Source organism: Streptomyces sp. NPDC050625 (genome assembly GCF_040654755.1).
Classification (GTDB): Bacteria; Actinomycetota; Actinomycetes; order Streptomycetales; family Streptomycetaceae; genus Streptomyces.
This window is the reverse complement of the sequence record NZ_JBFAIQ010000002.1, coordinates 740,521-763,056: the sequence shown is the minus strand read 5'-3', so window position 1 is coordinate 763,056 and position 22,536 is coordinate 740,521. Positions and strand designations below refer to the sequence as shown.

Here is a 22,536-nt window from a genome sequence, read left to right as displayed (position 1 = left end):
AGTGCCAGGTCTCAGCCACCCGGAAGTTCGTCCAGCCGTCACGAGGGAGCAAGGCGTTGTCCATCGTCATCGAGCAGCCCGTAGAGGCCCGACTCGTCGCCGCCGCACCGCGCATGCCGAGCATTCCCGCCACGCTGCGCTACGACCGGCAGGACCCGTTCGCCGTCCGGATGACCTTCCCCGCCCCGGCCACCCTGGAGGGCGTGGAGGTGTGCTGGAGCTTCGCCCGCCAGCTCCTCTCCGCGGGCCTGCACGGCCCGGAGGGCCACGGCGACGTCCGGGTGCGGCCATACGGGTACGACCGCACCGTGCTGGAGTTCCACGCCCCCGAGGGCACCGCCGTCGTGCACGTCCGCACGGGCGAGATCCGCCGGTTCCTCCAGGCCACGAACGAGCTCGTGCCCGAGGGCCTGGAACACCTCCAGCTGGACCTCGACCACCAACTGGCCGAATTGATGCGCGACGCCTGCTGACCTACCGCTCCCGCGTCAGCAGGGTGTTGAGCTCCCCGTAGTCCAGCCCCTGCTCCTGCGCCCGGTACGTCCCCCGCCCGGTACGTCCCCGCGTCCAGCAGCTCCCGCGCCGCGTGGCGGACGACCGCGTAGGCGGCCTGGGCCGGGCCGGACACGGCGCTCACCCGGGCCACGCCCAGGGCGGCGAGTTCGGCGACGGACGGTGCGCCGAAGGTGTCGATCCGGGCGTTGACGAACAGCGGCACACCCTGCGTGTCGGCGGCCTCGCGGGCGACCGCGATGCTCCCCCAGACTTCGTCCGGGGGGACCCCCATTTCGCTTCGCTCGCCTGTTCGGCGAGCGGCCGCAGCGGGCCGCTCCCCTCCTCGTACAGCGCGTCCTCGATGTTGATGCCCACCGCGCCCGCCGCGAGCACCGCGCGGACGGTGTCGGCGACACCCGCCGGGTCCTTCGCGTAGCCGCTCTCGACGTCGGCGCTGACCGGGACGCGGACCGTGGCGGCGTCCTCGGCGAGCCGGGCGCTCATCGCGTTCCAGGCGTTCGGCAGGACGAGCGGACGCCCCGGGATGTGCAGGGCGCGGAAGGCGAGGGCGCGCTCTCGCAGGGTGTTCTCGTTCGTCATGCGGACGACTCAACCAGCCGGGGCGGGGCGCGGGCTGGCAGGAACCCGGCGTGTACGTGGGGCCGGTGCGGGCTCGCGGTGCGGGCTCGCGATTAATTGCGTTGACGGCCCGGCGCGCCCCTCGTAGGTTGTTCAGCGGTCCTGTTGCCGTCGATTGGAGAAGGACGTTGCTCGTCTGAGGTCCTGAGACACCGCGTCACACCCGTCGGGTGTGTGCGTCGTGTGCGACCTCGGCGTCCGAGCCGTCCTCCGGCACAGGGCCTTCGTGTGCCCCCGGTTCCCCGGTCCGCGCCCCGCGGTGTCTCGACACGCGTTCACCCCGACCGCACCCAGCAACCGCGAGGCCTTGTGTCCACTTCTCTCAGCTGTACGTCCCTGTCCTTCGGCTGGCCCGACGGCACCACCGTCCTCGACGGCCTCGACGTGGCCTTCGGCCCCGGCAGGACCGGGCTGGTCGGCGTCAACGGGTCAGGAAAGTCGACCCTGTTGAAGCTGATCGCCGGTGAGCTCACCCCGTCGGACGGCACCGTCAAGGTGACCGGCGAGGTCGGCTACCTTCCACAGAACGTCACGCTCGACACCGCCCTGCGCGTCGACGAGGCGCTCGGCATCGCCGCCCGGCGGGCCGCACTGCACGCCATCGAGGCGGGCGACGCGTCCACGGAGCACTTCGAGACGATCGGCGACGACTGGGACGTCGAGGAGCGCGCGCTCGTCACCCTCGGTGAACTCGGTCTCGGGCACATCGGCCTGGACCGCACGGTCGGCGAGGTGTCGGGCGGCGAGTCGGTACTGCTCCGCCTGGCCGCGCTGCTGCTGCGCCGCCCGGACGTGCTGCTGCTCGACGAGCCCACCAACAACTTGGACCTGTACGCGCGCAGGCGGCTGTACGCGGCCGTCTCGTCCTGGCCGGGCGTGCTGGTCGTCGTCAGCCACGACCGCGAACTCCTCGAACTGGTCGACCAGATCGCGGATCTGCGTGCCGGGGAGATCACCTGGTACGGCGGCAACTTCTCGGCCTACGAGGAGGCCCTCGCCGTGGAGCAGGAGGCGGCCGAACGCATGGTGCGGGTCGCCGAGGCGGACTTTCGCAAGCAGAAGCGCGAACTGGTGGACGCCCAGGTCAAACTGGCCCGCCGCAAGCGCTACGGGCAGAAGATGTGGGAGCAGAAGCGTGAACCGAAGATCGTGATGGGGGCACGCAAGCGCGCGGCGCAGGAGTCCGCGGGCAAGCACCGCATCATGCACGAGGAGAGGCTCGCCGAGGCCAAGGACCGGCTCGACGAGGCGGTGGACGCCGTACGGGACGACGACGAGATCCGCGTCGACCTGCCGTACACGGCCGTGCCGCCGGGCCGGAACGTGCTCACCCTGCGCGGCCTGGAACTGGCGCACGGGGCGCGCGTGGAGGGCATCCTCGACCTGCGCGGTCCCGAGCGGATCGCGCTGATCGGGCGCAACGGCGCGGGCAAGACGACCCTGCTGCGCACCATCGCCGGGGAGCTGGCGCCGGTGGCGGGCGAAGTGGAGGCGCATGTGCCGCTGCGGTTCCTGCCGCAACGGCTGGACGTCCTCGACGGCGAGCTGTCCGTCGCCGAGAACGTGGCCCGGTTCGCGCCGGGCGCCACCAACAACCGGGTCCGGGCGCGTCTGGCCCGCTTCCTGTTCCGGGGCGCCCGCGCCGACCAGAAGGCGGCCACGCTGTCCGGCGGCGAACGCTTCCGGGCGGCCCTGGCGGCGCTGATGCTGGCCGAGCCCGCGCCGCAGCTCCTGCTGCTCGACGAGCCGACGAACAACCTGGACATGGCGAGCGTGCGCCAGCTCACGACCGCCCTGGAGTCCTACGAGGGAGCGCTGATCGTGGCCGGCCACGACGTGCCGTTCCTCAGGTCCCTCGGCATCACCCGCTGGCTGCTCCTGGAGGAGGGAGAACTGAAGGAGACGACACCCGAGGAGGTCGGGGACCCGGCCTGACCGTCCCCTCGGAGCGCCTTCGCCGGGACACGGCCCGGCACCGGGGTTTTGTACACCCGGTCCGGGCCTGCATGATGGCGGACCGGCGTCGCATCGTGGGCGCCGTATCGACCCGCCGATTCGGAGACCCGTCGTGCCCAGCAAGAAGGCCCTCGTCCGCCACCCCAGCCCGCGCCTCGCCGAAGGCCTGGTGACGCACATCGAGCGGGAGAAGGTCGACGCAGAACTCGCCGTGGAGCAGTGGGAGGCGTACGTCGAGGCGCTGCGTACGCACGGCTGGGAGACGGTCGAGGTGGACGCGGCCGACGACTGTCCGGACTCGGTGTTCGTCGAGGACACCGTGGTCATGTACAAGAACGTGGCGCTGATCACCCGGCCGGGTGCCGAGTCCCGGCGGGACGAGACCGCCGGGGTCGAGGAGGCCGTGGCCCGCCTCGGCTGCTCCGTCAACTGGATCTGGGAGCCGGGCACCCTGGACGGCGGTGACGTCCTGAAGGTCGGCGACACGATCTACGTCGGCCGGGGCGGGCGCACCAACGCGGCCGGGGTGCAGCAGGTGCGGGCCGCCTTCGAGCCGCTGGGCGCGCGGGTGGTGGCCGTACCGGTGAACAAGGTGCTGCATCTGAAGTCGGCGGTCACCGCGCTGCCCGACGGCACGGTGATCGGGCACATCCCGAACGTGGACCGCCCCTCCCTGTTCCCGGGCTTCCTCGCGGTGCCCGAGGAGGCCGGCGCGCACGTGGTGCTGCTCGGCGGCAGCAAGCTGCTGATGGCGGACAGCGCGCCCAAGACGAAGGAACTGCTCACCGATCTCGGCCATCAGGTGGTCACGGTGGACATCAGCGAGTTCGAGAAGCTCGAGGGTTGTGTGACGTGCCTCTCGGTGCGACTGCGGGGGCTGTACGCCTGATCGAGTGATCCATCACCCCAACAGCCCCGGGACCTGCGCCTCCCGGGGCCGCTTGACATGTCCTGGTACAGCAGGGGAATGGCGTCTGATCAGCGATCTTTACGCCGCGCTTAACCTACGGCTTCGTAACCTACGGCTTCGTAGCCTACGATCTCGTAGGTTCCGGCACCGCTCGCCGGTTCACCTCCTTCATCCCCCTTTGTACGGCGTCCCCCTGGAGTTCCCGTGACGATCACCTCTCCTCACCTCGGCAGCCCGTCCGTGTGGACCGACGCGAAGCTGCTGTACGCGCTCGAGGAAGTGGTCGAGAAGGAGCTGAACCGCCATCTGAAGGTCGCCAAGGACTGGATGCCCCACGAGTACGTCCCGTGGACCGACGGCCGCAACTTCCCCGGCCAGTTCGAGGACGGCGAGGCCTGGGACAAGGAGCACTCCAAGGTCACCGAGATCGGCCGTATCGCCCTCGTGGTCAACCTTCTGACGGAGGACAACCTCCCCAGCTACCACCACGAGATCGCCTCGCTCTTCGGCCGGGACGGCGCCTGGGGCACCTGGGTACACCGCTGGACGGCCGAGGAGGGCCGGCACGGCATCGTGATGCGCGACTACCTGCTCACCTCGCGCGCGGTGGACCCGGACAAGCTGGAGCAGTTCCGCATGTCCCACATGAGCGAGGGCTTCGAGTCCGACAACCGTCACTCGATGCTGCACTCGATCGCCTATGTCGCCTTCCAGGAACTCGCGACCCGTATCTCGCACCGCAACACCGGCCACCAGTCCGGCGACCCGGTCTGCGACCGCATGCTGACCCGCATCGCGACCGACGAGAACCTCCACATGGTCTTCTACCGCAACCTGCTGAAGTCCGCCTTCGAACTCGCCCCCGACCTGACCATGCAGGCCGTGCGGGACGTCGTCGTGAACTTCCGCATGCCCGGCCACGGCATCCCCGGCTTCGAGCGCGCCGCGGCCCAGATGGCGATCGGCGAGGTCTACAACCTCCGCATCCACCACGACGACGTCCTCCAGCCCGTGCTGCGCTTCCTGAAGATCATGGAGATCGACGGGCTCGGCCCCGAGGGGAAGCAGGCGCAGGACGAACTCGGCCTGTTCATGGGCGGTCTCGACGCGGAGGCGCTGAAGTTCGACGAGAAGCTGGCCGCGCGCAAGGCGCGGATGGCGGCGCGCGCCGGGGCCTGACCGGCAGCACCCGACCGTACCCTGCGGGGCGCACCGATTTGTCGGTGCGCCCTGTCAGTGGCGTGCGGCATCATGCCGCCATGCGTGACCACACCAGGGCGGAACAGGCAGTCGGCTTTCTGCTCGGCCTGATCGACGAAGAAACCGCCGGCCGGATCCGGGCGCGGACCGGCCTGCCCGGCCCCGAACACCCCGCGGCGGTGCGGCGCCGGCTCGACCGCGCGTGGGCCTGGGCCAATGTGCTGCCGTCCTCGGTGGTGCTGTGGGTCCTCGAGGAGGACGACCCGGACCTCAACGCGGTGGTGTGGCGGTTCGTCGGCACCGACGCCGCGCTGCGCCGGGCCGTCGCGCGGGGCGTGCCGTTCGGTCCCGGGCGCACCGAGCCGCTCCCGGTGCACCCCACCCTGCGGGGCGAGGAACCCGAGGTGCCCGAGAGCTATGTGCGGCACGGCCTCGTGGGCGCGCTGCGGGAAGTGACGTCCCTTCAGCAGGCCCGGGCGGCCGGGTCCATGGTCCTGACGCGCACCGACTGGGCGGCGGTCGCCGAGGCGCACGGCGAGCGTCCACTGCCCGGGTACGCGCGCTGGGCGCTGTCCGTACGCCCGGACTGCCCGCCCGCGCTGCGCGAACGGTTCGGTTCGCACCGCAAGTTCACCCACCGGGTCCGTCTGGCGGGTGTGCTCGACGGCCCGGCCGAGTACGCGACGGCCCACGGCCCCGCCGTACACGCGCTCCAGGTCCTCTCCATGGGGCATGTGCTGTTCCCGACCCGCATCAAGGAGGCCGAGCAGGCGTTGCGCCCGCTCGTCCAGGACCAGCTGGGCGACCGCGAGGACGCCTGGGCGGTACTGGCCCAGCTGGTCGAGACGTTCCACGGCAACGCCACCGAGCTGGTGCTGACCGCGAGCGCCATCGCCTGAGCCGAAAGGGCGAAAGGGCGAAGGGGCGAAGGCGGCGGGCGGGCGTCCCGGACTGCGTGATCGCGGCTCTTGCCGGACGATGGAAGTCGGGGCGCCGGGACATCGTGGAGGTGCGGAACAGTGTCGGACAAGGAACCACAGACCCGTACCGGCGAGGAGCCGCTGTCCGAGGCCTGGAAGACGGCGGTGACGGTGCTGCAGGAGGTCAGACCCCCCTTCGTGCCCGAGGGCGCCTCGGGTACGACCATCGTGGTCGAGTGGCCTCCCGGCGACCCCGGGACTCCTCCGCACCGGCACCCCGGGCCGGCCTTCGGATACGTGCTCGAAGGCGCGGTCCGCTTCGAGCTGGAGGGCGAGCCGGAACGTGTGGTCGAGGCCGGCGGGACGTTCTGGGAGCCGGGCGGTGACGTGATCCACTACCAGGACGGCAACGCCCTGCCGGACGCACGGACCCGATTCGTCGTGACCATGCTCTGTGCGCCGGGCCGGCCGATGCTCACGCTGGTGGACGAGGAGGAACTGGCTCGGCGGGCGCATCTGCGCGCCCCGCGGCCCGTGGATTAGGGGGGCGGGGCGGCCGGATTCGAACCGGCGTGTTCTGGTTTTGGAGACCGGTGCGCCTGCCTCTGCGCTACGGCCCCGCCCTTGCCGCAGAGCGTAATGCCTTGGCCCGTTGTCAGTGCGGGCTGGTACCAATGAAGCACCGGGGGAAGCGCGTTACAGGGGGCACGGGGGCTTCGCATGGCGTACGGGGAGCGGGGGCGACGGCGCCCTCATGTGGTCGACCTCACCGACCGCCGGGCACTTGAGCGGTACCGCCCGGCGGATCCGGCGGTGGTCGAGGAGGCGCGGCGGCTGAAGGAGGCCGCGCTGCTGGACTTCGGCCTGACCGAATCGGCGGTGGCGTCCTGGCTGTACGCGAAGTGCCATCACCAGATCCCGACGACCGCGGTGGACACGGCGGCCGTGGTCGCCTCCGGCGACGGCTCCTGCCTGCTGCTGTACAACCCGGACTTCTTCGTCGCGCTGGGCCTGGACGGCGTGAAGTTCGTGCTGTTCCACGAGGCGCGGCATCTGGTGCACCGCCATCTGTTCGCGGACGCCGAGCTGCGCGAGGACCCGGTGTTCGAACTGGCCGCCGAGGTGTCCATCAACCATGTGGCGCTGGTCCGGCTGGGCCGCGAGGAGCTGCCACCGCTCGACGGCCGACCCACGGGCGTCGACCCGCGCAAGGTGTACGACGCCTACTGGGAGGACCTGACGACGCACGGCCTGGAGCCGGTGGCGTACGAGACGTTCACCCACACGGACATGCGGGTGTACGGCGAGCTGAAGCGCATGCGCCATCCTCCCGTCCCGGAGCGGCGGTTGTGCGTGCATCTCGAGGGCGGGCTCGTCCCGGCCGACCAGGAGACCGTCGACGCGGTGACGTCCTCCGCGCTGCTCAACTCCCTGCTGGCGGCCCGGCGCGGGCACCCGGGCGCGGAGCGCGAGCTGCTCGACCTGATGGGCCGCACCGAGGAGGGCTCGGCGCGGGCCGCCCGCATCTGGGGCAACCTGGGCGCGGGCATGCTCCGCGGCGAGACCACGCGCACGCGTACGGTCGACTGGTGGCAGCGCTGGCTGGTCGACGTGCTCGGCTCGAAACTGCGCGACGGTGAGCGGCTGGTGTACCCCAAGAAGCGGGGCGCGCTGCTCGCGGCCCTCGGCCAGGACCCGATGCTCTCGCGGCGGGGCCCGGTGCGGGACAAGGTGCTGGTCATCGCGTACGACACCTCGGGCTCGATGCCGGACCACGTCATCACGTGGCTCACCGAACTCGTCGGCCGGATCGACGGGGTGGAGGCGCACTGGCTGTCCTTCGACGCCGTGGTGATGCCGTTCAGACCGGGCGAGCGTGTGTACGGCGGCGGTGGCACGAGCTTCCAGGCGGTCGCGGACTACGTGGAGGGCCGCACGGAGGTGAACGGGCGCCGCTTCGACGTGACCCCGGACGCCGTGGTGATGCTCACCGACGGATACGCCCCGGCGATCACCCCGGCCGAGCCGGGCAAATGGATCTGGCTGATCACCCAGGGCGGCAGCGACTGGCCCGAGACGCACACACCGGCGATGGACTGCCATCGCGTCACCACAGGATCACGGTAGATGACCACGAAAGCACAGCACACAGACCACACGGGCCACACAGACCACATGGACCACATGGACCACACGGGCCCACGGCAGTCGACCGCCTCACGCCTGGAGGCCTTCATCGACGCGATGATCGACATGGGGCAGACCGGGCAGGTCTTCGGCGAGCACGGCATCGGCAAGACGGCGACGTTCTTCTCCCACCTCGCCCGCGCCCACCCGGACGCCACGCTGGTGTACGTACCCGCGGCGAACCTGACACCCGACGACCTCCTCGTCAACGCGCCGGTGCGCGACCCGCGGACCGGTGAACTGGTCCTGCGCCAGCTGGTGATGAGCCAGCTCAAGCCGGGCAGGCCCTTCGTGCTGCTCATCGACGACTCGCTGCAAGCGGGCGACACGATCCAGTCGCAGCTGATGCAGATCGCCTGCAACTGGACGCTCGGCGAGCACGATCTGCGCGCCCTGGGCTGCGTCGGCGTGTTCCTGACGGACAACGAGTCACTGGCCGAGACGTCGGCGCGGCGCGGCGACCTGGCGCTGCTCGACCGCATGGTGACGATCCGGATCACCGCGAACGACACGTCCTGGCGGCGCCATCTTGCGGCCAAGTACCGCCAGTGGGACCTGCGTCCGGTGTTCTCCCTGTGGGCCTCGCTCTCCCCGGAACTGCGCGAGCTGCTCTCCCCGCGCACCCTGGACCACATCCTGGCCAACGCCAGGGAGGGCTTCCCACTGCGCTGGGGCCTGCCCCTGGTCGACGGCGAGCGGCTGCGGCTGGCCGAGCCGGGCCCTGACGGCCGCCCGGGTCACAACCGCACGTCGGAGATCCTCGACCGGATCGCCGAAGCGCTCGGCACACGCAACCCCGCCACCGTCCCCGACCCTGTGCGGCAGGTCGTCCGGGCCGCCCTGCGCAACCGGTGGACGGTGCTGCTGCAGGGCCCGCCGGGCTGCGGCAAGACGGAGCTGGTGCGCGAGACCCTGCGCGAGGGGCTCGGCCGGGAGGCGCTGTACTTCTCCCTGCCCGTGACGAACGTCGAGGATCTGTGCGCACCGATCCCGTCCCCGGACGGCACGCTGGACAACCTCCTGGCCGCGCCCTTCACCGGCCCCGAGCCGAAGGCGATCGTGTGGGACGAGTACAACCGGCCCAAGGACAAGGCCGCGTTCGCCAAGCTCATGGAGGTCACCCAGGAGTGGTCGCTGGCGGGGCGGCGGATCGAGAACCTGCGGGCGCAGATAGCGGTCCAGAACCCGCCGTACCACCTGGGCCGCAAGCTCCTGGTGTCCCGGAACAACATCGCCCAGGCGACCCGTTTCACGGCGTCGCTCACCGTGGAGCCGGAGGACATCCCGGCCAACGAGTGGCTCCTTGCGCGGTACGGCACGGACGCCGAGACGGTCCTGGAGTGGTGGAAGCACGACATCGACGACGACGGGCGCGCCTGGATCACCAAGCGCACCCTGGAGCGCCTCATCAAGCTGCATCGGCGGGGACTGCCGCTGGAGATGGGCACCGTCTACCTCGGCGACGGCGAGTACGCGCCCGTGCCGCTCACGGCCCTGATGGACCGTCTGCGCGGCCGCCCGGTCACGGGCCTGCACGAGCTCGCCCAGGACGCCGACATGTGGGAGGAGCGCCTGCGCCGAGCGGCCGGTCGCTCGGACGAGGGCGAGAACGACAGTGACGTGGTCCATCAGATCCTCGCCAACGCGGAGCTGTCCCAGCTGAAGAAGCACCGGGCGGTGGTGGCCCGGCTGGTGGCGCTGCTGCCGCCCAAGCTGCGGGCGACGTATCTCGTGGGAGCGTCGCAGCAGCAACAGCGCTTCTGGACGGAGGTGTTCACCAGGCTGCGGCGGACCTGAGGCGGCGCTGGGCCCCGGCCCGGCTCAGGCCTGAGGCGGGGCCGTGCGGTGCACGCTGCGGATGGCCGCCACGTCCGCCGGGACGGCGGGTGCGGGGATGTGTGCGCTCAGAGCGTCCAGACGGCGTTTGACGCTGGCCGCGATGCCGTTGCCGAGCCGGAAGCGGGTGGCCGTGGTGGCGTGGGCCGCGTGGTCGAGGAGGCGGTGGGCCTCGCGGCTGCGCATCCCGGTGTGGGTCAGGACGAGGTGGACGAGCCGGTGCTCGCCCTCGGCGAGGGCCGCGGCGATGGTCTCGGCGGCCGTCAGGTCGAGCCGGTTGTCCTCCGCCGCGAGCACCGCCGCCGCCCGGACCCGGCCGAGGTCCAGCAGCGTCACGCCGGCCGCGGTCGCCGCCGTCACCAGACGGGCCGCGGCCGCCGGTCCGATGCCGTTGCTGGCCACGGCGAGCCGGGTGAGCCGCCCGTACGGTGCCCGTTCCAGGGCCTCGGCCAGCCGGAGTGCGCCCGCGTCTCCCAACCGGGCCGCGGACACGTACAGTTCGTCGACCGTTCCCCCGGCGACGACCGCGGCGAGCGCCCGCGCGCCCGCCTCCCCCAGCGGGTTGCCGCCGACGAAGAGCCGCTCGATCCGGCGCCCGCCCTCGGCGGCCGCCAGCAGCGCGTCGGCCAGGACGGCGGCGCCCGGTGCGTCCAGTTCGGTCTGGACGAGGTCGAGGGTGCGCAACGACCGTGCGGAATCGATGAGTTCGGCCGCGGCCTGCCCGCCCCCGCTGCCCAGCGGGTTCCTCTTCAGCCACACACCGGTGACGACCTGCGGCGAGGCGCGCAGACTGTCGGCGATCCGGCAGGCGCCGCCCGCGGTGATCCCGTTGCAGCCGAGGTACAGCGTCTCGACGTCCCCCGTGCTCTCGGCGACGGCGGCCGCCCCGTCGTCGCCGAGCGCGTCGGTGCCGAGCAGCAGGTGCCGTACCGGAGACGGCCCTTGGGCGAGCGCGTCGGCGATCAGCGCGGCGCCCTCCGCTCCGACCCCCTGCTTGCACAGGTCGAGCCGCCCGTCGGGCAGCGCCGTACCCGCCGTGAAGTCCAGCCGCTCACCGGCCGGGCGGCCCGCGCGCAACCAGTCCAGCAGGGGCGCCAGTTCGGCGAGGGGACGCGGCACGACGTACGGCACCCCGGCGAAGCCGCCCATCTCCTCCTCGGGCTCCTCGCTCACCACTCCGCCTCCCGGTAGTCCTTCAGGAACACCCCCGACACCGGGTCCCCGGCCTCGCCGCGCACGATCGGGTCGTACACCCGGGCCGCCCCGTCCACGATGTCGAGCGGTGTGCGGAACCCGGCCTCGGCCATACGGGCCTTCTTCGGGACCGGGTTCTCGTCGGTGATCCAGCCGGTGTCGACGGCGCACATGTGCACGCCCTGGGCGGCGAGTTCCGCGGCGCTGGTGCGGGTGAGCATGTTCAGGGCCGCCTTGGCCATGTTGGTGTGGGGGTGGCCCGGCATCTTGTTGCGGACGGCGAAGCGGCCCTCGACGGCGGTCACATTCACCACGTACCGGCGCGGATGGGGCGCGGTCAGCAGCAGGGGCAGCAGCCGGTCGCAGAGCAGGGCCGGGGCAAGGGCGTTGACGAGCTGGGTCTCCAGGACCTCGGCCGGGTCGAGCGCGCCGAGCCGGGCCGACCAGGAGTTCTCCGGGGACGGGTCGGGCAGCAGCCCGGCCTCGTCGGCCTCGCGCAGGGCGACCGGCAGCGCGGCGGCCGAGCCCTCCAGCATCCGCATCGGCCGGAACCCGGGCGCCTGCCGGGCCCCCGCGGGCAGCGCGTCGTACTCCCCGGCGGCCAGCAGCGCATACGACTCGGGCGGCCGCCGCACGGTCTGCGCGGCGTTGTTGACGAGGATGTCCAGCGGCCGGCCCTCCTGCCGCAGTTCCTCGCACAGCCCGAGCACCTGGCGCGGGTCGCGCAGGTCGACGGCGAGGACGGTGAGCCGGTCGAGCCACTGCGCGCTGCCCTCGGCCGCCCGGAAGCGGCGCACGGTGTCGTGCGGGAAGCGCGAGGTGACGAGCACTTCGGCGCCGTCCCGGAGCATCATCAGGGCGAGCTGGAAACCGATCTTCACCCGGCCGCCGGTGAGCAGCGCCCGGCGGCCGCTCAGGTCGGTGCTCAGGGCGCGGCGGGCGGTGTTGTCGGCGGCGCACCCGGGGCAGAGCCGGTGGTAGAAGGTGTCGACCTGTCGATAGGTCGACTTGCAGACGTAGCAGGTGCGCGGCCGGAGGAAGACTCCCCCGGCGCCGGACGCGGCCAGCGGGGCGTCCTCGCGGCGGTCCGGGGCGCCGGTCGCGGTCGCCGCCATGGCCGCCGCGTCGGCCGCGGACACCTCGGCGCCCCGCGCCTTGCGGCGCCGCAGCCGGCCGTCGCGCGCGAAGGACGCGGCGACCTGCTCGGCCCGCAGTCGCACCGGGTCGTCGACGGGCAGCGCGCGCAGCTTGCCCACCATATGGTGGAAGGCCGCGAGTTCCGCCTCGGTGATCATGTCCGCGGTCGTGTCGGTGATCGCCTCGCCCATCCGTACCCGCCCCGTGTCCGCCGTGCCGTGGTCCCGGCCGGATTCGAACCGGCGTATCCACCTTGAGAGGGTGGCGAGTCTGCCTCTGCTCTACAGGACCGAGAGACACATCTGGACGCCATATCCGGATGCTCACCCGGATCCTAACCGCTCTCGTGGTCGCGCTCTGCCGTCGTCGTGCTCTGCCGTGGATCGGACCGGATTCGAACCGGTGTGTCCTTCAATGCCATGAAGGTGCGCCTGCCTCTGCGCTACCGACCCCCGCACGCCCGGACGACCGGATTCGAACCGGTGTGGCCGCCCTGGCAAGGCGGTGCGCCTGCCTCTGCGCTACGCCCGGACGCGTTCCCGGATCTTAACGGCCGGTGCGGGGTGACGCACCGTCCGGGCTTCACAGCGATGCCCGCCGGAGTTCCAGCCGTTCCTTCTCCGACAGGCCGCCCCAGACGCCGAAGCGCTCGTCGTTGTCGAGCGCGTACGCCAGACAGGCCGAGCGGATCGGGCACAGGCCGCAGATCCGCTTCGCCTCCCGTACCGAGCTGCCGGGCTCCGGGAAGAAGAAGTCCGCCCCCGTTTGCGCGCACAACGCCTCCTCCTGCCAGGCAAGGTCGGGCGAGGTGATCGTTTCGATGTGCATGAGCAGGATCGTGCCGCCCCGCGAAAAACGTTCGATCAACGCCGGGTCAACGCCGCGGCCGGGGCGTGTACGGGGCCTGCCTGCCGCCCCGATGATGCTCCCCCGGCACGCGGCGGCGCACGGCGGCGCGCGGGGCCGGGATGAAAACATGAGGAACGCGGCTGGTCACCCAGGGTAGCAGCGGTGGGCGCTCGGCCCGCGGACGCGCTGCGGCGGCGGTTGTCAGTGGGCGGTGCAAGACTCGGCAGTGCACTGAGAACGGGACCCTTTTGAGGAGGGCGAAGATGCTCACCACCCGTTTCGTCAACGGCGCACCCAACTGGATCGACGTCGGCACATCCGACATCGAGGGCGCCACCTCCTTCTACGGCGGTCTCTTCGGCTGGCGGTTCCAGTCGGCGGGGCCCGAGGCCGGCGGTTACGGCTTCTTCCAACTGGACGGCAAGACCGTGGCCGGCGGTATGCAGACCACTGCGGAGCAGGGTCCGCCCGCCTGGACCGTGTACTTCCAGACCGCGGACGCGCAGGCCACCGCCAAGGCCGCCGAGGGGGCGCACGGCAGCGTGCTGCACCAGCCCATGGACGTGATGGGGCAGGGCCACATGGCGATCCTCGCCGACCAGGCGGGCGTGCCCTTCGGGCTCTGGCAGCCGGGCCAGACCAAGGGTGTGGACAAGGCGAACGAACCCGGTTCGCTGTGCTGGGTCGAGCTGTACACGCCGGACATCGCCGCGGCCGCCGCGTTCTACAACCAGGTGCTCGGTCTGGAGACGTCCGCCGTGCCCTTCCCCGGCGGCACGTACACCTGCGTCAACCCCACCGAGGGCGGTGAGGACGCGATGTTCGGCGGAATGGTCCCGCTGGCCGACGACCCCACCGAGGCCGAGGCCGGCGCCTACTGGCTGCCGTACTTCGAGGTCGAGGACACCGACGCGGTGGTCGAGAAGGCGCAGCAACTGGGCGGCAAGGTCCGCATGCCCGCCACGAGCATGGAGGGCGTCGGCCGGATGGCCAAGCTCGCCGACCCGTACGGCGCCCGCTTCGCGGTGATCAAGAGCGAGTCGCAGGGCTGAGACCCGGCATCCCCGGCGAGGGCGTGAGGCACCCCGGCCCGTCAGCGGCAACGAGGGCCGGGCCGGGGGCCTACGCGGAGGCGCGTCGTACCAGCGTGGTCGGCAGGATGACGCCGGAGGGCGTGTCCGCCGCGGAATCACCTTGGTTGCCGCGGTCCAGGCCGCGCAGCAGGAGGCGGGCCATCAACCGGCCCATCTCCTCTATGTCCTGACGGATCGTGGTCAGGGGCGGGTCGGTCTGTTCGGCGACGGGCAGCATGTCGTCGAAGCCGATCACGGCGACGTCCTCGGGCACCCTCCGTCCGCTCGCGCGCAGCACCCGCAGCGCTCCGGAGGCGCCGAGGTCGTTCGCGGCGAACACCGCGTCCACGTCGGGGCAGCGGTCGAGGAGTTCCCGCATCGCGCGCTCGCCGCCGGCCGGGGTGAAGTCGCTCTCCACGATCAGCAGCGGGTCGGCGTCCCCCATCACGTCCCGGAACCCGTCGAGCCGGTCCACCGCGGAGGTCTGGTCGAGGGCGCCGGTGATGTGCGCGATCCGCCTCCGGCCGAGGCCGACGAGATGGCGTACGGCCTCACGGGCCCCGCCCCGGTTGTCGCTGTCGACGTACACCGCGTCGGGCGTGCCGTGGCTCCAGCCGGGCCGGCCGCCGAACACCGTGGGGACGCCCGCGCCCCGGATCAGCCCGGGCAGCGGATCGTCGAGGTGCAGCGAGAAGACGAGCGCGCCGTCGACATGGCCTCCGGCGAGATAGCGGGCCACGCGGGCGTGATCGTCCCGGCCCTCGGTCAGCAGCAGCACGAGCTGGTTGTCGTGCGCCGTCAGCTCCTTGCTGATCCCGCGCAGTTGCAGGGCGAAGAAGGGGTCGGCGAAGACCCTGGTCTCCGGTTCGGCGATGACCACGGCGACGGCGTCGTGCCGCTTGGTCACCAGGCTGCGCGCGGCCTGGTTGGGCACATAGCCGAGCTCCTCGACCGCCCGCCGGACCCGCTCCACCAGCGGCTCCCGGACTCCGTCCCCACCGTTGACCACCCGGGACACGGTGGCCCGTGACACCCCCGCCCGCGCGGCCACGGCCTCCAATGTGGGACGCGGCGCTGTCTCGGTCACTTCGCGACTCCTCATCGGCGATTGCGGATCAGGATATCCCCGAGCGAGGACCGTCGTGAGAGCGCTCTCGACATGGGAAAGGAGTTGCGGCCCTTCGAAGGTGCGTAGGTCGTCCTAGGCGCCGTTCGGCTTCGGCGGTGGTGGGTCTTGTTCTTCGCGTCGGGCTCGGCTCGGCTGGACGCGCTTGGGCTCTCCGGGCATCTTCGGGTACTCGGGCGGGTAGGGCAGGTCGCCCAGTCCGTGGTCGTGCTCATCCTTGCGCGCGAGTTCGAGCAGTGCTTCGAGGGAGAAGGCGTGGTCGTCCATGTCGGCGTGCACGTCGCCGAGTTCGGCGAAGCGGGCGGGCATGGTCGCGAGGTCGAAGTCGCGGGGGTGGGCCTCGGCAACTTCCTCCCAGCGCAGGGGGGCCGAGACCGGGGCGTGCGGGCGGGGGCGTACGGAATAGGCGGAGGCGATGGTGCGGTCCCTGGCGGTCTGGTTGTAATCGATGAAGATGCGCTCGCCGCGCTCCTCCTTCCACCACTTGATCGTCACGTGGTCCGGCATCCGCCGTTCCATCTCCCGGCCCACGGCGATCGCGGCGCGGCGCACCTGGGTGAAGGTCCAGCGCGGTTCGATGGGCACGAAGACATGCAGTCCGCGGCCGCCGGAGGTCTTGGGCCAGCCGCGCAGTCCGCCGAACTCGTCGAGGACGGTGCGCAGTTCGTGGGCGGCGCGGACGGCGTCGGCGAAATCGGTGCCGGGCTGCGGGTCGAGGTCGATGCGGAGCTCGTCGGGGCGGTCGACGTCGGTGCGGCGCACCGGCCAGGGGTGGAAGGTGAGGGTGCCGAACTGGGCGGCCCAGAGGACGGCGGCCTCCTCGGTGGGGCACATCTCGTCCGCGGAGCGGCCGCTGGGAAAGGTGATGTGGGCGGTGGGGATCCAGTCGGGCATGTTCTTGGGCGCCCGCTTCTGGAAGAAGGACTCCCCCGTCACACCGTCCGGATAGCGCTCCAGGGTGGTGGGGCGGTCGCGCAGGGCGCGCAGGATGCCGGGGCCGACCGCGATGTAGTACCGGGCCAGGTCCAGCTTGGTGAAACCGCGCTCGGGGAAGAAGACCTTGTCCGGGCTGGACAGCCGCACGGTCCGGCCGCCCGCCTCCAGTTCCACCGCGTCACCCATGCGGCCACGGTAGGCGTACCACGCACAGCGCGCACACCGGGCGGGGGCCGCGGTATGCGCGCAGAATCGGAGCATGGATCTCCCGGTGATGCCGCCCGTGAAGCCGATGCTCGCCAAGTCGGTGGCGAAGATCCCGCCGGACATGCACTACGAGGCGAAGTGGGACGGCTTCCGGGCCATCGTGTTCCGTGACGGGGACGAGGTCGAGCTCGGCAGTCGTACCGGGAAGCCGCTGACCAGGTACTTTCCCGAGCTGGTCGCGGCGTTGAAGGAGCGGTTGCCCAAGCGGTGCGTGCTGGACGGCGAGATCGTGATCGCCCGGGAGGGGCGGCTCGACTTCGACGCGCTGACCGAGCGCATCCACCCGGCGGACTCCCGGGTGCGCACGCTGGCGGAGCGGACGCCCGCCTCCTTCGTCGCGTTCGACCTGCTGGCCCTGGCCGACGAGTCACTGCTGGACGTCCCGCTGACGGACCGCCGGGCGCTCCTCGTCAGGGCGCTGTCCGGGGTGACGGCACCCGTCCATCTGGCACCGGCGACGACCGACATCGACGTGGCGCGGCAGTGGTTCGAGCAGTACGAGGGGGCGGGCCTGGACGGGGTCGTCGCCAAGCCGCCCGCCGTGCGCTATCTGCAGGACGAGCGGGCGATGTTCAAGATCAAGCACGAGCGTACGGCGGACGTCGTCGTGGCGGGCTACCGCTTCCACAAGAGCGGTCCGGTTGTGGGCTCGCTACTGCTCGGTCTCTACGACGACCGGGGCGCCCTGCAGCACGTGGGCGTGTCGGCCGCGTTCGCGATGAAGCGCCGCGCCGAACTGGTCGAGGAACTGGAGCCGCTGCGTATGACGGATGTGGCCGGGCATCCGTGGGCGGCCTGGTCGCAGGAGGCCGCGCACGAGACGGCCCGGCTGCCCGGGGCCCCCAGCCGCTGGTCGGGCAAGAAGGACCTGTCCTGGGTGCCGCTCAGGCCGGAGCGGGTGGCCGAGGTGGCGTACGACCACATGGAGAACGGGGTCCGCTTCCGGCACACGGCCCGCTTCCGCCGCTGGCGCCCGGACCGCACCCCGGAGAGCTGCACCTACGCCCAGTTGGAGGAGCCGGTGCGCTACGACCTCGCGGAGATCCTCGGCAGCCCCGGCTGACCGGCCCATCCGCCAAGCTCGATCAGAATCACGCGGGTATGGCCATCAATGAACTTACGAGCGCACAATCGACGCACAGAATTGGTGGCAACGGTGGCGACGGTGGGCATGGGGCACAGAGCGCGCACACGACGCGCCGCGACGACAGCATTTCTGGCCGCCGCGCTGACGGCTTCTCTCGCGGCGGGCTGCACCTCGGGACACGCCCCCGGCCCGGTCGACGACGGCCGCGGCGGGACCAGCGGGCCGGCCCCGGCCCCCGGCGGCGGCACCGGCCAGGTGCTCGCCGTGAAGATCGACAATGTGCCCGCGGCCCGCCCGCAGACGGGACTGGACTCCGCGGACGTCGTGTACGCGGAACAGGTCGAGGGCGGGCTGAGCCGGCTGATGGCGGTGTACGCGACCAAGCTGCCCAAGGTCATCGGGCCGGTGCGCAGCGCCCGCGAATCCGATCTGGAGCTGCTGCGCCAGTTCGACCGGCCGACGCTCGCCTTCTCGGGGGCGCAGACCAAACTGCTGCCGCTGATCGACAAGGCGCCGCTGCGGCCCGAGACACCCGACAACGCGTCCGACGCCTTCTTCCGCGGCAGCGACAAGGCCGCGCCGCACAACCTCTATCTGCACCCGGACCGGCTGCTGTCCGCCACGCCGGGCGCGGCCGCGCTGACCACCGGCTTCCACTACGGCGCGGCACCTGCGGGCGGGCGGCCCGCGACCTCGCGCACCGTGCGCTACCCGGTGGCCGAGTTCACCTTCACCTGGTCCGCCGACCGGCACCGCTGGCTGGTCGCGATGGACGGCACGCCCACGAGGACGACCGACGGGAAGCGGGTGGCACCCGCAACGGTCGTCGTGCAGTACGTGAAGGTGCACGAGTCCGCGTACCACGACGTCCTCGGCAACAACACGCCGTACACCGAGACGGTGGGCACGGGGAAGGCGGAGGTGCTGCGGGACGGGCGCGCCTTCGACGCGACCTGGACCCGCGCGGCCGCGGCCGACGGCACGGAGTTCACCACCGCCGACGGCACGCCCATGAACTTCGCCGAGGGCCAGGTGTGGGTGGTGTTCGCGCGGTCCAGCCGCTGATTGCGCGTGAGGGTGACCCTGTTGGGCGTAGCTTCGGCGGCACCAGGCAGCCTGCGCCGGAGCGTGCCTAGGGTGGGGACATGTCCACTGTTCTGATCACCGGTGCCACCTCCGGACTCGGCCGGTACGTCGCCTTCGAGCTGGTCCGTTCCGGTCATGTCGTGCTCGCCCACGGGCGTGACCCGGAGCGGACGCGGCGGCTCGTCGAGGAGTTGCGTGCCGAGGGCGAGGCCGAGGGGTTCGTCGCGGACCTCGCTTCGCTCGCCCAGGTGCGCGAGCTGGGCGCCCGGGTGGCACAGGCGCGGCCCGGGCTCGACGTGCTGATCAACAACGCCGGGGTGGGCGCCGGGCCGCGTGGCTCCGGCCGCGAGCTGAGCGCCGACGGGCACGAGCTGCGGCTGGCCGTGAACTACCTCGCCCCCGTCGTGCTGACCCGCGCCCTGCTGCCGGTGCTGCGCGCGAACACGCCGTCCCGGATCGTCAACGTCGGCTCGGTCGGCCAGGAGCCGGTCGACTTCGCCGATCCGGAGCTCACCCGCGGCTACAGCGGCGTGTCGGCGTACTGCCGCAGCAAGTTCGCCCTCGCCGCCCATACGTTCACGCTGGCCGAGGAGCTGGCGGGCAGCGGTGTGTCGGTCAATGTGCTGCACCCCGCGACCTACATGGACACCGCGATGGTCCGCGAGGGCGGGATCACCCCCTGGAACACGGTCGCGGACGGAGCGACGGGCGTCCTGGCCCTGGCCACCCGGGACTTGGGCTCGGGCGGCTACTTCGACGGCACGCAGCCGGCCAGGGCGCACGAGGGGACGTACGACCCCGAGGTACGAAAGCGCCTGAAAGCGGTCACCGAACAGTTGCTGGCGATCTGAGGCGACGCGGTCAGCTGAGGTCCCGGCCCGTCTCCAGTGCCTCTCGCGCCTGCGCCACCAGCCCGTCCGCCCCGCACGAGCGCGCGAGTGCCATGCCCCGGTTGAGCTCGGCGACCGAACGGGACGCGATGCCGTACTCGACACGGGCGGCCGCGTGTTCGTACTGGCAGGGCGAGGCCTCCAGGTAGGCGACGGCCTGCGCGGCCGGCCGTACCGCGCGCTGCCCGGTCTCCAGGGCGGCCGCGCAGCGCAGGGCCTCGCCGATGGCGGTGTCCGTGCCGAGGCGCTCGGCCTGGCGGCGGGCCTCGGTGGCGAGCCGGGCGGCGCGCGGCGGGTCCTGCACGGCGAGGGCCTTGGCGAGGTCGACGGCCCAGGGCGCGAGGACCGGATGGTGACCGCCCCGGGCGGCCGCCGCCTTCTCGGCCGCCTCCAGTTCGTTGATGCCCTCCTCGGTGCGGCCCACGGCGAGCAGCAGCCGGCCGCGCACGGAGCGGGGGCAGGGCAGCACGATCGTCGACGGGTAGGGCGGTGCGAAGCCGTACCGCTCGGCCACCGCCCAGGCCTCGTCCACATGGCCGCGGGCCAGCAGCGTGTCGACGAGTCCGCAGGTCGCCGACCAGTACAGGGGCAGGCCACGGCCGACGCGTTCGGCCAGTGCGAGGGACTCGCGCAGGATGGTCTCCGCGTCCCTGAGGCGGCCCTGGCGACGGTAGGCGAGGCCGAGGAACGCGTTCGCCAGGGAGAGATGGCCGCCGCTCCATCCCGCGGTCGTATAAGCCCGTAAGGCCTCGGCGAACAGGCTCTCGGCGCGGTCGAGCCGGTCGGCGTAGGTGTAGGCGCTGCCCAGCATCATCAGCAGTTCGACGCCCCACTCGGTGTCGGTCCAGCCCAGACCGGGGGCGAGGCGGCCGTTCACGAGGGCGCGGTCGCACAGTTCGACGACCTCCTCCACGCTCTCGCCGTGGGTCATGGCGTCGAAGCCGCGCAGGATCAGCAGGGCGCGCTCGGAGTTGTCACGGCCGGTGCAGGTGCGGGCGAGGTCGGCGAGGCGTTCGGAGCGGCCGGGTGAGGCGGCCTCGCCGTGGATGCCCTCCCACATGAAGTGCACGGCCTGCAGCCGCAGCCGGGCGGGCCCGGGTTCATGACGCGCGGCCTCGGCCTCCACCGTGCGGACGGCCTCCTCCAGCTGGTCGTTGTGGAGCAGCGCCTGGGAGAGGCGGAAGACGGCGTCGACGCGTTCGTCGCCGTCGAGACCGGGCATGCCGAGCGCGCTCTGCAGATGGTCGATCGTGGTCGCGGGCGCGGTCAGCAGCGTGGCGCAGCCCAGTTCGTAGAGCACGCGCGCGTGGACCTCGGGCACGGGCGGTTCGACCAGGGCGCGTTCCAGACAGCGGCGGGCCGCGTCCGGGGCGCCGACGGCCAGATGTTCCCGGGCCGCCTCGCGCAGCTGCTCGACGAGTTCCTCGTCGTCGTCCGGGTGCACCTGGAGGAGGTGCCGGGAGGCCGCGGCGGCACCGCGCCCGGAGTCGGTGACGACCTGGGCGGCGATGCCGTGCATGGCGGTGCACAGGGCCTCGGGGATGGAGTTGTAGACGGCGGAGGCGATCAGCGGGTGGACGAACTCCAGGTCGCCGTCGTCGGGCCGGGCGGCGGCGGGGTCGGGTTCGGTGAGGATGCGGGCGCCGCACAGCAGTTGGGCACAGCGTTCGGCGTCGTCCATGCTCATGGTGGCGAGCTGGGCGACCAGGTCCACGGTGATGCCGGTGCCGAGGATGGCGGCCGCCCAGGCGAACCGGGTGGCGTCGATGCCGAGGCCCTCCAGCCGGGCGACGAGTCCGCCGCCGCGGGCGGAGCGGTTCAGGGGGCGGAGTTCACCGGCGTGGGCCTCGACCGGATGGAGGTCGCTGTCCTGCACCTTGGCGAGGAGTTCGACGGTCTCGTACGGATTGCCGCCGGTGACGGCCCAGACCTCGCGGCAGAACGGGGCGTCGGCGTGCCGGCCGAGGGTGGCACGGGTGAGTCCGGCGGTGGCGTCCGGGGTGAGGGCGCTGAGACTGCTGACGGGGCGGCCCGCGGTGGCGGCGATCGCGTCGAGGTAGCGGGCGCTGTCACCGGACACCTCACCGGGCCGGCGGGCGACCACGACCAGGACGGACAGATCGTCGAGGCGCTCGGTGAACGCGGTGAGCCAGCGCAGGGTCTCCTGGTCGGCCCAGTGCGCGTCGTCGACGAGCAGCACCAGCGGCCACTCCCGTTTGGCCAGTCTGCGGACGGCCGCGACCAGGCCGTCGCACACGCCCTGCGGGTCGGCCTGCCGCTCACCGGGCTCCGTTATGCCGAGCGCGGGCCCCGCGATGTCGTACCAGTCGCCGAGGTACTCACGGGCCTCCTGTGGCATCAGCGAGACCAGCGCGGGCTGCAGCAACTGCCGTACCACGTTGAACGGGACGGACTTCAGGTTCTCGCCGCCCCGGGTGGACCACACGGTGCACCCGCGCCGTTCGGCGATACGGCGGATCTCGGTCAGCAGCGCCGTCTTGCCCAGTCCGGCGTCACCCCGGAACACGAGCAGGTTCCCGGAGGACGAGCGGTCCGCGCACAGGGCGTCGAGCGCCTGTGTGACGGCGGCGATCTCCGCGTCGCGCTCCCACAGGGAAGGCGAAGCGGCCACAGGGGGCCGTGCCTCCGTCATCCCGTTACCTCCCCTGGTGTCGCCCGAACGACGTACAGACCACGAGCGTATCCGTCGGATTGGCTGTGCGGAGGCCGCTCCGGGCACGTGTTGCC

19 protein-coding genes and 4 tRNA genes are annotated in these 22,536 nt (G+C 72.0%); 12 read left to right on the top strand and 11 right to left on the bottom strand.

The annotated features are described in order from the left end of the window. Positions 1-56 precede the first annotated feature (56 nt). A complete protein-coding gene (locus AB0I54_RS07530; RefSeq protein ID WP_363294961.1) occupies positions 57-473 on the top strand; it encodes an SsgA family sporulation/cell division regulator in 417 nt (138 codons plus the stop codon). 160 nt (positions 474-633) lie between these two features. Here AB0I54_RS07530 and AB0I54_RS07525 read toward each other — a convergent pair whose 3' ends face one another. Further along, the gene (locus tag AB0I54_RS07525) at positions 634-1,095 is read right to left on the bottom strand and encodes an isocitrate lyase/phosphoenolpyruvate mutase family protein (RefSeq protein ID WP_363294960.1); all 462 of its coding nucleotides are present in this window, start codon (positions 1,093-1,095) and stop codon (positions 634-636) included. Between the two features lie 348 nt (positions 1,096-1,443). On the opposite strand from AB0I54_RS07525, the gene AB0I54_RS07520 reads away from it, so the two are divergent. From AB0I54_RS07520 to AB0I54_RS07500, 5 genes are all read left to right on the top strand, one after another. Beyond that, entirely contained in the window at positions 1,444-3,069 is a 1,626-nt protein-coding gene (locus AB0I54_RS07520) for an ABC-F family ATP-binding cassette domain-containing protein (RefSeq protein WP_363294959.1), read from the top strand. Between the two features lie 133 nt (positions 3,070-3,202). Next, positions 3,203-3,979, top strand: coding sequence for a dimethylargininase (gene ddaH, locus AB0I54_RS07515; RefSeq protein ID WP_363294958.1), 777 nt, complete (start codon positions 3,203-3,205; stop codon positions 3,977-3,979). 225 nt (positions 3,980-4,204) lie between these two features. Beyond that, positions 4,205-5,179 carry an acyl-ACP desaturase gene (locus AB0I54_RS07510; protein WP_363294957.1) on the top strand — a complete coding sequence of 325 codons (975 nt, stop codon included), beginning with the start codon at positions 4,205-4,207 and terminating at the stop codon, positions 5,177-5,179. Positions 5,180-5,259: 80 nt separating this feature from the next. Then, a complete protein-coding gene (locus tag AB0I54_RS07505) occupies positions 5,260-6,099 on the top strand; it encodes a hypothetical protein (RefSeq protein WP_363294956.1) in 840 nt (279 codons plus the stop codon). Between the two features lie 162 nt (positions 6,100-6,261). Further along, positions 6,262-6,663, top strand: a complete 402-nt coding sequence (locus AB0I54_RS07500) for a cupin domain-containing protein (protein WP_363294994.1) — start codon at positions 6,262-6,264, stop codon at positions 6,661-6,663. Between the two features lie 3 nt (positions 6,664-6,666). On the opposite strand, the gene AB0I54_RS07495 is transcribed toward AB0I54_RS07500, so the two are convergent. Next, positions 6,667-6,742 (bottom strand) — tRNA-Trp (locus AB0I54_RS07495). Between the two features lie 98 nt (positions 6,743-6,840). On the opposite strand from AB0I54_RS07495, the gene AB0I54_RS07490 reads away from it, so the two are divergent. Together AB0I54_RS07490 and AB0I54_RS07485 are read left to right on the top strand one after the other, a co-directional pair. Next, positions 6,841-8,247 carry a hypothetical protein gene (locus AB0I54_RS07490; protein ID WP_363294955.1) on the top strand — a complete coding sequence of 469 codons (1,407 nt, stop codon included), beginning with the start codon at positions 6,841-6,843 and terminating at the stop codon, positions 8,245-8,247. Positions 8,248-8,295: 48 nt separating this feature from the next. Then, entirely contained in the window at positions 8,296-10,104 is a 1,809-nt protein-coding gene (locus AB0I54_RS07485) for an AAA family ATPase (protein WP_363294954.1), read from the top strand. Positions 10,105-10,128: 24 nt separating this feature from the next. Here AB0I54_RS07485 and AB0I54_RS07480 read toward each other — a convergent pair whose 3' ends face one another. From AB0I54_RS07480 to AB0I54_RS07455, 6 genes are all read right to left on the bottom strand, one after another. Continuing rightward, positions 10,129-11,316, bottom strand: coding sequence for a ribonuclease inhibitor (locus AB0I54_RS07480; RefSeq protein ID WP_363294953.1), 1,188 nt, complete (start codon positions 11,314-11,316; stop codon positions 10,129-10,131). Further along, complete coding sequence (locus tag AB0I54_RS07475; RefSeq protein WP_363294952.1) at positions 11,313-12,665, bottom strand: SDR family oxidoreductase; 1,353 nt, start codon at positions 12,663-12,665, stop codon at positions 11,313-11,315. The genes AB0I54_RS07480 and AB0I54_RS07475 overlap by 4 nt, the downstream gene beginning before the upstream one ends. A 28-nt stretch (positions 12,666-12,693) precedes the next feature. Continuing rightward, a tRNA-Glu gene (locus AB0I54_RS07470) sits at positions 12,694-12,765 on the bottom strand. 88 nt (positions 12,766-12,853) lie between these two features. Then, positions 12,854-12,926: transfer RNA gene (locus tag AB0I54_RS07465), tRNA-Ala, on the bottom strand. A gap of 7 nt (positions 12,927-12,933) precedes the next feature. After that, a tRNA-Gly gene (locus AB0I54_RS07460) sits at positions 12,934-13,005 on the bottom strand. Between the two features lie 51 nt (positions 13,006-13,056). Beyond that, the gene (locus AB0I54_RS07455) at positions 13,057-13,302 is read right to left on the bottom strand and encodes a WhiB family transcriptional regulator (protein WP_363294951.1); all 246 of its coding nucleotides are present in this window, start codon (positions 13,300-13,302) and stop codon (positions 13,057-13,059) included. A gap of 284 nt (positions 13,303-13,586) precedes the next feature. On the opposite strand from AB0I54_RS07455, the gene AB0I54_RS07450 reads away from it, so the two are divergent. Next, the gene (locus AB0I54_RS07450; protein WP_363294950.1) at positions 13,587-14,375 is read left to right on the top strand and encodes a VOC family protein; all 789 of its coding nucleotides are present in this window, start codon (positions 13,587-13,589) and stop codon (positions 14,373-14,375) included. 70 nt (positions 14,376-14,445) lie between these two features. Here the strand turns inward: AB0I54_RS07450 and AB0I54_RS07445 are convergent, their stop codons facing one another. Both AB0I54_RS07445 and ligD read right to left on the bottom strand, forming a co-directional pair. After that, entirely contained in the window at positions 14,446-15,483 is a 1,038-nt protein-coding gene (locus tag AB0I54_RS07445) for a LacI family DNA-binding transcriptional regulator (RefSeq protein ID WP_363294949.1), read from the bottom strand. Positions 15,484-15,597: 114 nt separating this feature from the next. Beyond that, positions 15,598-16,644, bottom strand: a complete 1,047-nt coding sequence (ligD, locus tag AB0I54_RS07440; protein WP_363294948.1) for a non-homologous end-joining DNA ligase — start codon at positions 16,642-16,644, stop codon at positions 15,598-15,600. A 73-nt stretch (positions 16,645-16,717) separates the two neighbouring features. Here ligD and AB0I54_RS07435 point away from each other — a divergent pair, with 73 nt between their 5' ends. The 3 genes from AB0I54_RS07435 to AB0I54_RS07425 all read left to right on the top strand — a co-directional run bounded on the left by AB0I54_RS07435 (position 16,718) and on the right by AB0I54_RS07425 (position 19,749). Beyond that, the gene (locus AB0I54_RS07435) at positions 16,718-17,788 is read left to right on the top strand and encodes an ATP-dependent DNA ligase (RefSeq protein WP_363294947.1); all 1,071 of its coding nucleotides are present in this window, start codon (positions 16,718-16,720) and stop codon (positions 17,786-17,788) included. Between the two features lie 108 nt (positions 17,789-17,896). After that, the gene (locus AB0I54_RS07430) at positions 17,897-18,877 is read left to right on the top strand and encodes a DUF3048 domain-containing protein (protein WP_363294945.1); all 981 of its coding nucleotides are present in this window, start codon (positions 17,897-17,899) and stop codon (positions 18,875-18,877) included. An 80-nt stretch (positions 18,878-18,957) separates the two neighbouring features. Further along, positions 18,958-19,749, top strand: a complete 792-nt coding sequence (locus tag AB0I54_RS07425) for an SDR family NAD(P)-dependent oxidoreductase (RefSeq protein ID WP_363294944.1) — start codon at positions 18,958-18,960, stop codon at positions 19,747-19,749. A gap of 10 nt (positions 19,750-19,759) precedes the next feature. Here the strand turns inward: AB0I54_RS07425 and AB0I54_RS07420 are convergent, their stop codons facing one another. Then, complete coding sequence (locus AB0I54_RS07420; protein WP_363294943.1) at positions 19,760-22,441, bottom strand: AAA family ATPase; 2,682 nt, start codon at positions 22,439-22,441, stop codon at positions 19,760-19,762. Positions 22,442-22,536 lie beyond the last annotated feature (95 nt).